Annotated in this window: 10 protein-coding genes, 1 pseudogene and 1 riboswitch; of the genes and pseudogenes, 4 read left to right on the forward strand and 7 right to left on the reverse strand. The window is 46.0% G+C overall.

Annotated features, from left to right (window positions below):
• Positions 1-76: 76 nt before the first annotated feature.
• Both R7127_RS16135 and R7127_RS16140 read left to right on the forward strand, forming a co-directional pair.
• Positions 77-508, forward strand: a pseudogene (locus R7127_RS16135) (MarC family protein); the annotation flags it as partial.
• 190 nt (positions 509-698) lie between these two features.
• A complete protein-coding gene (locus R7127_RS16140) occupies positions 699-1,571 on the forward strand; it encodes a patatin family protein (protein WP_033906673.1) in 873 nt (290 codons plus the stop codon).
• Positions 1,572-1,624: 53 nt separating this feature from the next.
• Here the strand turns inward: R7127_RS16140 and gbpA are convergent, their stop codons facing one another.
• From gbpA to R7127_RS16155, 3 genes are all read right to left on the reverse strand, one after another.
• The gene (gbpA, locus tag R7127_RS16145) at positions 1,625-3,088 is read right to left on the reverse strand and encodes an N-acetylglucosamine-binding protein GbpA (RefSeq protein ID WP_033906674.1); all 1,464 of its coding nucleotides are present in this window, start codon (positions 3,086-3,088) and stop codon (positions 1,625-1,627) included.
• 98 nt (positions 3,089-3,186) lie between these two features.
• Positions 3,187-3,287: riboswitch (cyclic di-GMP riboswitch) on the reverse strand.
• A 267-nt stretch (positions 3,288-3,554) separates the two neighbouring features.
• Positions 3,555-4,055 carry a fasciclin domain-containing protein gene (locus tag R7127_RS16150; RefSeq protein WP_005374896.1) on the reverse strand — a complete coding sequence of 167 codons (501 nt, stop codon included), beginning with the start codon at positions 4,053-4,055 and terminating at the stop codon, positions 3,555-3,557.
• Between the two features lie 80 nt (positions 4,056-4,135).
• Positions 4,136-5,617, reverse strand: coding sequence for a cryptochrome/deoxyribodipyrimidine photo-lyase family protein (locus R7127_RS16155; RefSeq protein ID WP_054574885.1), 1,482 nt, complete (start codon positions 5,615-5,617; stop codon positions 4,136-4,138).
• A 108-nt stretch (positions 5,618-5,725) separates the two neighbouring features.
• Between R7127_RS16155 and R7127_RS16160 the strand changes: the two genes are divergently transcribed.
• Positions 5,726-6,031 (forward strand): DUF6482 family protein, encoded by a 306-nt coding sequence (locus tag R7127_RS16160; protein ID WP_005374898.1) that lies wholly within the window; start codon positions 5,726-5,728, stop codon positions 6,029-6,031.
• A gap of 68 nt (positions 6,032-6,099) precedes the next feature.
• Here the strand turns inward: R7127_RS16160 and R7127_RS16165 are convergent, their stop codons facing one another.
• Positions 6,100-7,080, reverse strand: coding sequence for a rhodanese-related sulfurtransferase (locus R7127_RS16165; protein WP_054574886.1), 981 nt, complete (start codon positions 7,078-7,080; stop codon positions 6,100-6,102).
• Between the two features lie 464 nt (positions 7,081-7,544).
• Positions 7,545-8,840, reverse strand: a complete 1,296-nt coding sequence (locus R7127_RS16170) for an alpha/beta fold hydrolase (RefSeq protein ID WP_172563937.1) — start codon at positions 8,838-8,840, stop codon at positions 7,545-7,547.
• Positions 8,841-9,050: 210 nt separating this feature from the next.
• Here R7127_RS16170 and R7127_RS16175 point away from each other — a divergent pair, with 210 nt between their 5' ends.
• The gene (locus R7127_RS16175) at positions 9,051-10,208 is read left to right on the forward strand and encodes a D-alanyl-D-alanine carboxypeptidase family protein (RefSeq protein WP_104976414.1); all 1,158 of its coding nucleotides are present in this window, start codon (positions 9,051-9,053) and stop codon (positions 10,206-10,208) included.
• Positions 10,209-10,292: 84 nt separating this feature from the next.
• On the opposite strand, the gene R7127_RS16180 is transcribed toward R7127_RS16175, so the two are convergent.
• Positions 10,293-12,950 carry an alpha-amylase family glycosyl hydrolase gene (locus tag R7127_RS16180; RefSeq protein ID WP_172563936.1) on the reverse strand — a complete coding sequence of 886 codons (2,658 nt, stop codon included), beginning with the start codon at positions 12,948-12,950 and terminating at the stop codon, positions 10,293-10,295.
• 129 nt (positions 12,951-13,079) lie between these two features.
• Positions 13,080-14,543, reverse strand: coding sequence for a helix-turn-helix domain-containing protein (locus R7127_RS16185; protein WP_172563935.1), 1,464 nt, complete (start codon positions 14,541-14,543; stop codon positions 13,080-13,082).
• Positions 14,544-14,655: the final 112 nt, after the last annotated feature.

Here is a 14,655-nt window from a genome sequence, read left to right on the forward strand (position 1 = left end):
CTGAAACTCAGTATATTGTATAAAAGTCGCTCAACTTTAGGAGGTTTGGTTTCTCGTCTGAATTACGCAACAAAGCCTCACGCTTTATGCATTGCGAATAACAGGCGGTATTTTGGTGTTTTTGATAGGTTTTAACATGCTTCAAGGTGATTCGACGCATCAGAAAACCAAAGAGAAGGCGTATTCACCAGCTCAGCAACGGGCGGCATTGAGTATTGCAGTGTCTCCACTGGCGATGCCAATATTAGCTGGGCCTGGAACGATTGCTACCGCGATGAACTTTGCGACAGTGGGTGGTTTCGATCAAACCATTATTACTATCGTTTCTTTCGCTGTCCTCTGTGTGATCACCTATGTACTGTTTTTATTTGGAGACAAATTGGTCAAAGCGGTTGGACCAAGTGCTCTAAATGTTGTGACTAAAATGATGGGCTTAATTCTAGCGGTTATTGGTACTCAAATGTTCATTGATGGCGCGGGCGAAGCCTATAAAACGGTTTTCTCCTAGATTTCTCTTAGACCTTGCCACCTTGGTTAAGCCCGCAATTACATTTCTAACGGGTACGGATTTTTTGAACTTTAGTTTTCATTTTCTAAGAGAGAAATAAATAGACTTCACCTATTTCAATAATAAGAATATTCAATTGTTGTGATTGCACGAATTTCATTACTCTTTTGGCAAGGAGAATGGGGGAAATATGGCAACAAAAGCAATTGTAGTAGAAGGTGGCGCGATGCGAGGCGTCTTCGCAAGCGGAGTGTTAGATGCGTTTTTAGAGCAGAGTTATAAACCGTTTGATTTTGCAATCGGTGTATCTGCTGGTGCATCAAATTTGATTGGGTATTTGACCGACTACCCGCATCGCAGTATTAACGTCATTACTAAGCTGGCCACAAGCAAACGCTTTTTTGACCCGACTCGCTTCGTTAAAGGTGGAGACCTCATCGATGTGAAGTGGTTGTTTGAAGAATCTAATCGCTTGTATCCCGTCGATGAAAATAAACTGTTTAATGGCGTTCCTTTTCTCGCAGCGACAACAAATGTAGATACAGGGCAGGCAGATTACTATCGCGTGACACCTGATAATTTTCACCATGCGATTGAAGCGACAACAGCATTACCGATTGCCTACAAGCATACCCCTTGTTTTTCTGGTGGTTGTTATACCGATGGTGGGGTCGCGGACTCTATCCCAGTGCGTGAAGCTTATCGTCGAGGGGCTCGCGACATAACCGTAGTACTCTCTCACCCGCTGAATTATGCCAAAAAGCCAGTTAAGACCACATGGCTGATGAAGAAACTTTTTGCGGAGCACCCCAAAATGGCGGATGCGATGTTAAGACGTGCAGATAACTATAATCAATCATTAGAGTTTATTCGTAACCCTCCACCAGGAACACATGTTAGGGTAATTGCCCCACCAGATAATTTTCATGTTCAGCGCTTATCAATGCGACAATCCGTTTTACTAGAAGGGTATGAAATGGGACTGATTGAGGGGCGAGCGCATCTCACTAGTTTATCTGGTGTTCATGGTTTAGACCGGGAAAGCTGTCATTTTTGCGTTTGATTATAAAAGAGCCTCATCGTGAGGCTCTTTTTACTTAACGTTCAAAGGGTGATTTAGTTGACTTTATCCCAAGCCATCTCCCAGTGTGAACCTATTCCAGGCTCGTAATGATTTGCGCTTTCTTTCCACTGCATACAGTAACCAGAGTATGGGAAAGGTTTACATTGATAAATGCCCCCGTCGCTGGCAAGCACTTTTGTGCCCGCCGTGTAGCTAGATAGTCCTTCAGGGAAGACAAAATCGTACTCATCAGATGGTGGTGGAGTAACTGACTCTTCTTTTAAGTGAAAGTCGAGTGTTTGCTGATCCACCAAGTTGCCATCTTTATCCTTAATACGTGTTACGAGCATATGGTGACCCGGCTCCGATTTACTTAAAGCGAGCGATATCGCCTCTACCGAGCCGTCTTTCATTTCGTTTGCCCAACTTGCAAGTGGTTCGCGATGGTGATTGTAAACGGTGAGTTCTGCATTTAAATCGCCTTCAGCAGTTAGTGTCAGATCCAACGTTGTCGGTGTTGACTCAATGATATATTCGTCTGCTAAGCCATCTACTGTGAGTGAGTATTCTGGAACAGGAGTTTCAATGTTATAGCCGATCTCTACTCGCTCAAGGCCGCTATTTGCTTGCAGATACACCGGATTAGTACCATAAACAGGAGTGAATTTATCCTCTGCATACTGCCCGGCTTGCAGTTTTGCTTGTTCTTGGTTTAGCTTAGTCGCGAGTGCGTAAGACCAGTTTTTCGCTTGGCCCATTGCTGCATCGGTAATTTCTAGTTCAGTTCTATACGCTATGTTTTCACCTGCTTGATCAAATACGCGCGTATAAACCGAATCCCCAATATTTAAATCCATTGTAGGAATAATTTGACCGCCTTGCTTCCAATCTGGAATAACGGGACTGTCACCATCAAATTTCACATCGATCACGTTATAAAATGAGGCTGCAGTGTCGCCAACATCCCATACTGCCAGGATGACATGGTATCCCTCGCGAGTAGGCACATTACATTGATGGCTTACCTGTTTCGGGGGTTGAACCATATTGCCGTCGACGACACAGAAAGGAGTTAGATCAAAAGAGTCTCGTGATAGTGAAGCGTTTGGGTTCCAATCAGGCTTGGTGATGTAATATTTCCAGTCGCGCGTCACGTGGTTAGCGGTAAATGTCCATTCAAAAGTTTGTGTACCTGCTTGAATAGTGCGTTTTACCCAACGGTCGGCAGTTTGCTCATCAAGGGCAGCTGCTAAAGCGGTTTCGGCACTCGCTATTTTACCATCGCGAGGCCCTGTTTCGGGAAAGCCATCAGGGCCTTCAACGCTTTGCGGTTCATATTGAATCGCACCGCAGTTATTATTTTTTTCGTTAGTATCTGGCGTTGGATACTTACATAGTGCCGAGCGACTTGCAGCGACACCACCATTGGTTTCTGATACATAACCGTGAGCCGCAGCACCTGAGCTAATGCTTGCAAGTGCTAACGCGAGTACGGATTTGGTTGGAAATGATTTCATCACATGTCCTCTGTTATGGCTGACAAACTAGTGTCACACCCCGGCGCATGCTGAGCATAAAGCAACGCTACAGAAATTGGACTTCTGTAACACTGCGTCATGGTAACCCCGCTATCATGAGCATTCTTTTAGATTTTTAAATGCTGACAGACCGGAAGCTTTGCGTCCCACCCTTTCGAATGGTTTGCCGAAATGTGATTGAGCAGCCAAAATTTAGCTTAAGAATTTACATGTGGAAAAGTAAACGTCACTGACATGGAATCCTGTTCTCAAATTGAAAGATAACGATATCTTAACCTCGTCAATATTGTGCAGTGTCGTATTGCAAGGTATTGATTTTAATTTTGTTTTTATCCTTTTTATAGTCATGGTGAATGAGTGGGGGTGGGGATAAGTGGAGAGGAATCGTGCTAAGGGTGGAAGAAGTTCTGTCTAAAGGGCGGAGTGTACCGCCCTCTGGATGGTGTTATTTCGGCATAATGACAGTATCAATCACGTGAATGACACCGTTTTTAGCTTTCACATCGGTTGCGATGACATTTGCATCGTTAACCATGACTTTATCGCCCATGGTTTTAATCATCACATCTTGCCCCTGAACCGTAGTCGCTTTGTCTAGCTTAACAACATCGGCAGCCATCACTTTCCCTGGGACGACGTGATAAGTCAAAACAGATACTAACTTGTCTTTGTTTTCCGGCATTAAGAGCATGTCGACTGTGCCGTCTGGCAGTTTTGCAAAAGCGTCATCCGTTGGTGCAAAAACAGTAAATGGGCCTTCCCCTTTGAGAGTGTCAACCAGGCCCGCTGCTTTCACCGCAGCAACAAGCGTATTGAAAGAGCCATTTTCAGCGGCAACGTCGACAATATCGGCTTTCATCATGCCATGCTCATGAGCCTGAACGGGAAGCATAAAAGATAATGTCGCCATCAGTGTCGCCGCGATAACTAAGATACGTTTGAACATAATGTGTTCCTTACTAGTTGAGGGTACAACGGGTTCCCTGGAGTGTGTTTGCATTTGTACGCATCGTGATTGAAAGATGATCATCGCGTCCTACTTTCTTTTGAGGGTCTAACATGTCGCGCAAGAATTCGTCTGCCTTCTTGTTTCACATCAGCTCGTTTCCGCCACGTCCATAAGCGCTCTCTTGCTGCCTTAGCTGCTTTGTCTGGTGCGATAATAGGTGCAAGGTAACGGCTATCTGGCTGCAATTGATACATGACAGCTTCCATCTGGGTCATTGTCCAGGGCTCGAATAAAAGAGGGGGAGGAACCATTTGTAACTCAGGTACCCACTTGTAGATGAACGTACCGTTAGGATCATGTTCTTGGGCCTGCTTGATCGGATTATAAATACGGATTGTGTTAGTCCCGGTTACTCCTGCTTGCATTTGGAATTGTGGGTAATGAATTCCAGGCTCAAAGTCGAGAAACAGTTGCGCTAAATGCGTTACACCTACTCGCCAATCCATGTTCATGTGGTGAGTAAGAAAGCTAACCAGCATGGCACGCATGCGAAAGTTAATGTAACCAGTGTGGTGCAAACAGCGCATGCAGGCATCAATCAAAGGTACGCCAGTATGCCCGGATTTCCATGCTGCTAACTTTTCTTCATCGAAAGTACTACTTTGTTTAATCAATGGTTCGTAAGCCCGATTAACGCAGTAAAACTCCATGTCGTATTCCGATTCGAATTTTTGGATGAAGTGACAGTGCCAATGAAGCCGTGAAGACAATGCAATTAAGCTGCGACGAAACCCAGCGACTTGCCAGTGTTTCAAAAGGTATTGATAAACTTCACGCAAGGATATGTTACCCCAAGCGAGATATGGAGAAAGTCGAGTACAGGCTGTGCGTGAGGCTGTGGGACTAGAAATGCTTCGATAGTAATCACGACCTCGACGATGGAAAAAGTCCTCTAGTGTTTTCCAAGCGAGCCGGCTTCCTCCCGTTTGCATTCCTTTGCATTTTGATAGCCAGGATGATGGTGGCGAAAACGAACAGCCGAGAGCTTCTGCATCCAATGAATGCAATAAGTCGGTTTGGAGCTCAATAGGGCTTATTGAGGCTCTCATGACAGAGTCCCAATGTTTGTCCCAACCTTGCCGGTTTATTGCACCTCTGATTACAGCACCGTGTTCGAATTCAAACCAGTCGATGTTCTGCTCATACAGCCAAGCGGCAACTTGTCGGTCTCGTTCAAAGGTGCAGTTGAGTCCTATTTCTTGGTGAGAAAAAACAGCGTTGATTTGATATTGCGCTTGAATTGATTGGAAACATGCTAAGGCATCGTCAAACAGCACCGTGATTCGATGCCCATACGCTTTGAGCGTTTCATCCATGTCTTGCAGTGATTGCCAAACAAATCGCCAGTGGCGCTCAGAATAGTGTGGGTTGTTCAATAGCAATGGTTCAACAATATACAAAAGCACAGTTGGGTGCTTTGTTGATAATGCTTGAGTTAGTGGTTGATGGTCAGTCAGCCTTAAATCTCGCTTTAACCACACGACATTGATTGTTTGCATCGGAATCCTCTTTGTTTCCGATGTTGTACGCAAGTAAACCGAAGAAATCTCATCCAATGATCGGTTTTATTCTACAAAACGTAGAGGTAACTTTCAGGGAGGTGACACATGGCAATACCATTGAGTAAGTTACAAAAATACTTCTATGTAGACAAATTGGTCATTCATTCGCTTGATCTCGCATTGTACCAGGCATCTGTCGTGATTGATGGAGAAGCGCAATTTATCACTGATGACAACGGTATCTTTTTGAGGGCTCATTCCCTGATCGAGATGCAAAAGAAGTGCAGGAATATCAAAGCAAATAAGCAGGTTCTAGTGCATCAAAGTGCTTATGATGAAATGGTGGGGCTACCCGAAGGCAAAAGAGACAATCAACTAGAGGTATTGGTGAGGGATACAAAATTGTATTGAAAGAGTATTGGTGCGTAGTAAAAGCGAGCCACCTTACGGCAGCTCGCTAAATATAAGGAGAGTTGGGCTTAGTCTTGTTTACGCTGCGCTTCTTTTTGCGCGTACTTAGCGGCACGTCGAGCTTCTCTTTGCTTGGCACTTTCACCACCAACATGCTGCTCGCCTCGCTGCTCTGCAAGAACAATTTGTTTTTCACGCTCGCGGAATCGAGCAATTTGTTCTTCTGAGTGTGTGCCGTGACATTTTGGACAGCTCACGCCTTGCTCGAACAATTCTGACTGTTTGTCTTCTTCAGTGATCGGTAGACGACAAGCGTTACATAAATCGTAATCTGCTTTTTCTAGCTGGTGGTTCACGGCAACACGACCGTCAAATACGTAACAATCGCCTTCCCACATGCTCTCTTCTTGAGGAACTTCTTCAAGATATTTAAGAATGCCGCCTTCTAGGTGGTAGACCTCATCAAAGCCCTGTTCTTTCATGTAAGCCGTTGATTTTTCGCAGCGGATACCACCGGTACAGAACATCGCAACTTTCTTGTGTTTTGCCGGGTCCATGTTTTCTTTTACATAGTCTGGGAATTCACGAAAGGTTTCAGTATTTGGGTTTACAGCGCCTTTGAATGTCCCGATCTCGATTTCGTAATCATTACGTGTATCGACAACAAACACTTCAGGATCAGCAATAAGATCGTTCCACTCTTGAGGTTTCACGTAAGTACCCACTACGTGGCGAGGGTCTATACCTTCAACACCTAATGTTACGATCTCTTTTTTCAATTTCACTTTGGTGCGATTGAATGGCTGGGTCTCAGAATACGACTCTTTGTATACGGTGCCAGTCAAACGAGGTTCGTTGTTTAGCCACTCCAGTAGCGTATCAATACCTGCACGATCAGATGCAACAGTACCGTTGATACCTTCACTTGCCAGTAGTAATGTTCCGCGAATATGGTGTTTTTCCATCAACGCAAGTAATGGCTCGCGTAGCTCTCGATAGTTATTCAGCTCAACAAACTTGTACAGCGCACAAACTACATACTGACTCATGAGGTTTCCTTTAAAAATACAGGTGGTCAACGACCTTAAAATTTTAGCGGCACGAAGTATACCTGACTAAACTAGTCGGAAATACGGACAAATTATACGGATATTATGAGTAGGCGGGGCCTGGCGGTCTTTGATAGGGGGAGCATGTCCGCAGGTGAAGCCGATATGTGTTCAAATTATAAGCATTAATTATAGTGAGTTAGGTAGGTTGGAGCCGATACTTTTGGCTTAAATTTATGCTGTTATTCTGTTTTAGGCCCTTCAAAAAAGTTAGGCGCAAGAAGCACCAAATAATCACCGGAGTCATTGACAAGGAAAGGACATGTCGCAGTTTTATACATGAGGTGGTGAGGGATAAAGGTTTAGGGACAAAGAGTGAATGACTGATCGCCATTGTTCATAAACCGCTATAAAACGCCTTTTCACCACATACTGAAAAGGCGTTTTTCTAACGTCTGCCGTGCTTATTTCAACGTAGCTGCGGTCTGTTTGCCCATGGCGATGAGCCTGTCGAGAATACGTTCACCGTCGGCACGTAAGCCGTTGTGCTCGTACTCATTGGTGATCCACGCTTTTGAGTTTGGTATTAACGCGAGCGTCTCTCGGCTGATATCCATTTCAACAAACATATCATCGGCGTAAACGGCGCAACTGACAGGCACTTTGTTCTGAGCCAGTTGTGTTTGATCGTACAGCGCAGTCCAATCTTTTTTCGCTGCCAATATTTCTGCGGCGTCTTTTAGTGGTTTGAGGTTAACGTATTGGTCGAACATCCATGGGAAGACCATTTCCCCCGTAAAGTAAAATGGCTTGCCAGATTCATAATTAAACTCTGATCGGGTTTGGCGAACGCGGTGCGCACTCCAATTCGACGCGAAGCTTTGGCAGTAAATCGATTCATGCAAAATGGCGTAGATCGGGTTGGTTTGGAAGTTTTGCTGCGCCAACATATCGTTTAAGAACTCATAACGAAGTTGTGGTTTGCCGTTCACTTCAATCAACGCGCTTTCTAGCCAATAGTAAGTTGGTAAGAAAGTATCACTCACACCAAAGTTGATGCCGATTTGTTGAAATTGCTCCACTGTGAAGCGTTGACCATTTGGTAGGTACTCTTCATTTTCCAGCAAGTGATTCGCAATGTTTTGGCAAAGTTGTTGCGCATTGGGAAATTGTTGGAAGAACGCTTGGTTTTTCTCCATGGTGCGTTTGAAAGTGGCTTCATACACATCGTCGGCATGACGTGAGACTGATGGCACGCCACCTGTGATGTAGCTTTGTAGCAAGCTGTCTGGGAACAAAGACAAATAGGTGAGGGAGCAAAACCCACCAAAGCTTTGACCTAAGATCGCCCATTTTTCGACGCCAAATTGCTCACGAATGTATTCCGCGTCGCGCACGATGTTATCCGCTCGGAAGTGGCTCAAGTAGTCTGCTTGTTGCTCTGGCGTGAGGTGAGCAAGCGTCTGGTGATTAATTACGCTGCTGTTGCCCGTACCGCGCTGGTCGAGAAGCAAAACTCGGTACTCTTGCAGCGCGCGTTTTACCCAGCCGTTATTGCCGTTTTGACGCGGAGAGGGAAAGCCAGGTCCGCCCTGAAAGTAAACCAACCAAGGTTTGGTCGATTCTTCCTCGCCAACTAGGCAAACCGCACGGGCGAAGACTTCAATGGTGCCTTTGCTCGCGTTTTGGTAATCCAGAGGAACGGTAAAACTGTGGGGAGTGTAATGCAATCCTGCGTCGATAAATGATTGAGCGTTCATTGTTATCTTTATTTCCTTATTGAGGGGTAGCGCTACTTTACTGCGAATGGCGCGAAGAACCAACGCTATTTCCCAATTGCCTCTTCAGTTCTATACCTTGGTCAAATCAATGTAAGTTCAAGAAAATGAAACGATTAGCGACTGGTGCAATTGGTTGAGTGAGCTATGCTCAATAGAGTTGCGACAAAGTAAGAGCATGGAGGAAGTCGGATGAAAGTGTCACTGGCTCGATGGACAATTGTGACTTGTTTAATAAGCGTACCTACTTTTGCCGTTGTTACGCCCAACCCACCTCAGTTACAGGCAAAAGGCTACGTATTAATGGACTTTCAATCCGGTGCCATTATTGCCGAGTATAACGGGCGAGCAGGCCTTGCTCCGGCGAGTTTAACCAAGTTGATGACCGCTTATGTAGTTGGACAAGAAATCAAAGCGGGGCGTTTGAAATGGGATGATGTTGTCACCGTGAGCGAAAACGCGTGGTCGGCCAAGTTTCCCGGTTCTTCTAAAATGTTCATCAAACCGAAAGATGAAATTAGTGTTGCGAACTTAATGCGCGGCGTGATCATCCAATCAGGAAATGACGCGTGCGTTGCACTGGCTGAGCATGTTGCAGGCAGTGAACGCGGCTTTGTTGCCTTGATGAATGGTTGGGCGGAGAAATTAGGACTGCAAGACACCTATTTTGTGAACTCCCATGGTCTTGATAGTGATGGCATCCAAACCTCACCAACCGATATGGCAAGACTCATGCAGTCGATCATCAGCGATGTTCCTGATGTGTACGCGCTATACAGTGAGAAAGTCTTCAAGTGGAACGACATTACGCAGTACAACCGCAATAAGTTGTTGTGGGACAATTCCATTGATGTCGACGGGGGAAAAACCGGCTACACCAGCAATGCCGGATACAGCTTGGTGAGCTCGGCCAAAGAAGGAAGAATGCGCCTTATCTCGGTGGTGATGGGTACGCCAAGTAAACAGGCTCGGATCAGCCAATCGAAGAATCTACTCAGCTATGGTTTTCGCTTTTATGACACCAAGCAAGTTGCTAAACAGGGGGAAGTTGAGTCTAAAGTTCGCGTTTGGAAGGGAAATGCTAATCAAGTTGAGGCGATCTTTGCTAAAGATGCCTATCTCACTCTGCCTCGTTCAATGACGGCTGGGCTTGATAAGAGTGTGGTGTTAAATGAACCGTTGATTGCGCCGATCGCGCAAGGAGATGAGATTGGTAAGGTCGTTTGGAAAAGCGATGACAGTACCGTGGCGAGTTATCCCTTGGTCAGCAGCCAAGCGGTAGAAGAGGGCTCGTGGTTCGCTCAGCTTTGGGACAGTCTGGTGCTGTGGGTGAAATCGTTCTTTAACTAGAATAAAAACGAGCAGAAGTGTCTTTCTGCATTTTTTTGTTGATGGCCGCCCAGCTAAACGCTGGGCGGTGTTTTATTTAACGGTTTATTCCGACAAGGTGATGATTGGTAAATCGTCCCAAATCTTACTTTCATCCGATGCGCCACCGGAGAAGTTCCAAGGGCCTTTGTCTTGTTCTAGCGGACGGTAAGTTGCCGAAAGGCCGTCTAAGTCCCAAGTCGTGACATAGAAGCGGATACCATCGAGCGAATCTGGGCGGCCCAGCGCGTCACTCGCAAAGTCCATCGAAATAGTGTTATTGGCTTTGTCTACTGTCACTGTTGGTGCTGGCGTGACCGCTTCTCCCCATGTCGTCGCATTTGCTCCTTTGGTGTTGTAAATCGAACTTTGCCAGCCAAAAACAACCGCATTACGACTCCAGGTTCCGCTTGGCATAGAAGCGTTGATCTTCGGTAGCTCAGACAAGTTAGTTGCGGCTTCTTCAGGTAAATCAATAAAGATGGTGAAACCTACGTGGTCGAAGCCGTTTGGTGGCAACCAAGTGTCGGTGATGTTGTCCATAGTGAAGGTCAAACGTACGTTACTGCCAACGGTAAATACCTCAGCTTTGTTGATTGCGAGTTGGCTATTGTTTTTATCGAATGTTGGATCCGTTGGTAGCGAATAGTTACCGTTAGGACCGCCCATGCCATCTTGCGCATCACCCGCGTCATCAATAGTGTCGTCTGGCGTGTTTGACCAGCTTAAGTCCGACACAAAGTTAACATCTTCAATGCCAGCTTTTTTCTCAGTAGAATAAATCGCGAAGCGGTGTTGTTGTTCGCCAATTGCAAAGTGACGAGTCGACAGCGTGACACTAAACTGACCATCAGCGCCTGCAGTAATGGCTTGCGCTGTTTCTAAGTTACCATCGACGACAAGGTTCAACTTCTCGTTGGCGTTCGCACTACCCGCGATAACAATATCACCAGTGATGGTTTTTCCTTCCCAATCCTGCGCCAGTTGTATGTTGAGGTCTGGGGTATCTACCGATTGGGTATCGTTAGTTTTTGAGTAAATCACGGCAGATTTGGCTGGTAGCTCAAGGGTTACGTAACCGTTTTCATCTGCGATTAACTGCTCTGGAGCGTCTACCCAGTTCGACATGATTTGTTGTTTGAAGACGGTGCCACCAACTTGTTCTACATCGAGTTGGTTCATCAACATTGGAGAGTTAGATGTGTTCATTACCACTAAGACTTCGTCGTTATCCAAAGTGCGGGTAAAGGCGAACACGCCCGCGCCCGCTTTATCGCTGCCAATCACTTTCATTTCGCCGCGTGTCATGACTTTGTTTTCAGTGCGTAGCTTGGCAAGTTCTTGAATAAACAAGTACATCTCACTGTTTTGGTCGAATGAGTCTACGTAGTTGCCATCTTCACGATACCCTCCGGCGAACATCGCATCACGCGCCGCTGACATCGCTTGCTCTGTACCTTGGTAAATCACAGGGATGCCCGGCACTGCCATCATTGTGATCAGAGCTTGCTTCATATCGTTGACACTGCCTTGCGATAGAAAACGTGGCATATCGTGGTTATCAATGAAGTTCGGCATGATGTATGGATTCGGGAACATGTCCATCATTTTCTCAAGACGGAAACGTAAATAGTCGGTCGGTTGCCCTGATGCAAATACGCGCGTCATGGTCGCTTGCAATGGGAAGTTCAGTACCGAGGTTAGCTGTTTCGGCGAGCCACTTTCACCGATGTAAGTCAGCATCTTCTCTTCGCCTTCGGTGTGGTAGGGCGTAGATGTTTCGAATACTTCACCAAAAGTGAGGAAGTTGTCACGACCAGTATCAACCGCTTGCGTCATCACACCATCGTCGGCGTGTAGGAAATCGTTCCAGAAATCGTGTTCAACAAACTTCACCGTATCGATACGGAATCCGTCGACGCCGACTTCGCGAATCCATTTTCGGTAGCTCTCTTTTAGATAAGCGCGTACTTCAGGATCGGACGTATTTAGATCATCCAGATCCGACAGTTGCCAGGTTTTTTCTTGGACGGGATCGTTGTGGTCGGTGATGCTTGGCGTCCAGTGGTAAATGCCAGTACCGTCTTCTTTACACTCATTCATGTTGAGCGGATAAGGCAGTTCTTGCCCTGCTGGCAGCGCATTTTCAATCAAACGGAAACCTTGGCAAGGTAGGCTAGGGTCGTAATAGTATGGGTCATCGTAAGTGAAGAAGTTACCTACGTGGTTGGTCACGATGTCTTGAATCAAGAACATATTACGAGCGTGCACTTCTCGCGCTAACGCTTGGTAGCTTTCCATGTCACCAAAGTGCTCATCCACTTTTTGGAAATCACGCGCCCAGTAGCCATGGTAGCCGCCGTAGTTTTGCTCGGCATCCCACCATTGGTTTGCCACTGGCGGTGTAATCCAGATAGAGGTAGCGCCTAGGTCTTCGATGTAGCCCAGTTTGTCACTGACACCAACCAGGTCTCCACCACTGAATTTCTTGTCTGAGGTAGGATCGTATTCATTCTGACCTTGATCGTTAAGCGTGTTGTCGCCGTCGTTAAAACGGTCGATCATCAAGAAGTAAATGATCTGGTCTTGCCAATCAGGAGATGCCACGTGGCTTCCTGTATCGGTTGGCGTAGTTTCATCGCTACCACAGCCAGAAAGAGCTAGGGCGATCGCTATAGGGAGTATTTTTATTTTATTCATAGGGTTAGGTAAGGTTTCAAACACGGTTTTTGTCTCCGTTGTGCAGCAATGCGGAAACGATAAATCAAAGGTTTGAAATTGAGAGTGTCATTTCACGCCAAAAAAGACGTGAAATGATGTCACGAAGAGACGATTTTGATCTGACCGACAGTTTTAATTGAGCGGTTGCACAATAGGATATTGTATCGGGTAATGCTCTTTCGCGAGCTCGTTGCCGGATTCATCATAAAGGCGGAAACGGCACTGCTTTGTAGTTTGAGTGAGCGATAATTGCAGCACCCAACAAGCATAATGTAGCGAGTGTTTGGTTAAGCGCATTGCGTGAGGTGTGGGGTCATCATCGGCGTAACAGTCAATCCTCGCAACGTTTTCAAGTCGGCATGCCAGTTCGATAAAGAGCGTATATTGCGCCCCAATGTTAATAAGTTGCCGAGTCGGGACAATATATTCCGTTGCGCCAATTAAAAGCCCCTTAGAAACTACATAATCACGCTGGTGGTTATTCTCAATGTAACGCTCCCCATCGACTTCGTAACACAGGCGAAAGGTAAGGGGATGCGCCACCGGAAGTTCGGTCGTTGCCCAGAGTTCGGTGCCATGACTTAAAAAACGCTCGAAGAAGGCGGGGTAGCGCCGCCATGCGCCATCACGGTCACGGCATTCTACCGAGACCACTTTTTCAAACGCAATATTGTCCACTTCCATCCAGATTTTGCCGACAGGTTGGTCGATGTGGTTATCGTCGAAGGTATTGGCTTTGGCGTAGTACAAGCGGATCGGTTGCTGATTTAGCTGAGTTTGGTTATCCAAACATTGTTGGCGATACTGCATGGGTGAAAACGGATACCAACGACGAAAAGTGCGGTGAAAGTTCGATGGTTCTTCGTAACCAAGTTGATAGGCGATTTGCTGCGTTGTGAGTTGGGTGTCGGCAAGCAAAGTGAGTGCTTGCTTTCTTTTCGCGAAATCAACGCATTGAGAGTAGCTCATTTGCTTCTCTTGCAGTCGACGTTGCAAGGTGCGTTTGGAGACGCCCAGTTGCCTTGCCGCTTGCTCTAACTTGAGCGCGTAATTGCTGTTTTTGATGAACAAGGCGTTCAAAACACTCAGTAATTCTGGTTGCTCAATTGGCTGGTGAGAAAGCAGCAAATAAACATGTTTCACCAGGTCAAACACGCTTGAACTCGTTTTAGAATCTCGCGTTTCCCTTAGAAAAATATCGGCCGCGAGTGGATTGCTGGCTTGAATTTGTACCTGTATTGATTCGCTTAGCTCAAGCATTTCCAATTGCATTTTGAGCAAGCCAAACACCGACTCCGCCCAATTTGGCATATCGGCCGTTCTGCATTCGACTTGCAGATGGATTTGGGCATCACCATGTTGCAATGTGACGTACAAACGGCGGTCGAATAATGAAACACTTTTACTCCACCAAAGCAGCCCTTCTTGGAGGTTAGGCGCTTCTTTCAACATCATGCATTGCAAGGCAACCAACTTCTCAATGTGCCAATATTCGCCGGCAATTCGAAGGTGATTGTGACCGAGCTTTTTGCACAGAAAGGATGTAATAACGTTATCTTGAGGCAGCATGAGTTGAGTTTGGTTGCGAGCAAACATGCATTATTGCTAAAAAGATGAAGAAGTTCAGTGAGAACGCTCAAAGCCTTTCTTATCGTTTTATTTTCAAATTTATTTTGAAAATGTTTTTAATCGAAATCGGTTTTTCCCT

This window comes from Vibrio sp. 1159 (assembly GCF_033340395.1).
Lineage (GTDB): Bacteria > Pseudomonadota > Gammaproteobacteria > Enterobacterales > Vibrionaceae > Vibrio > Vibrio alginolyticus.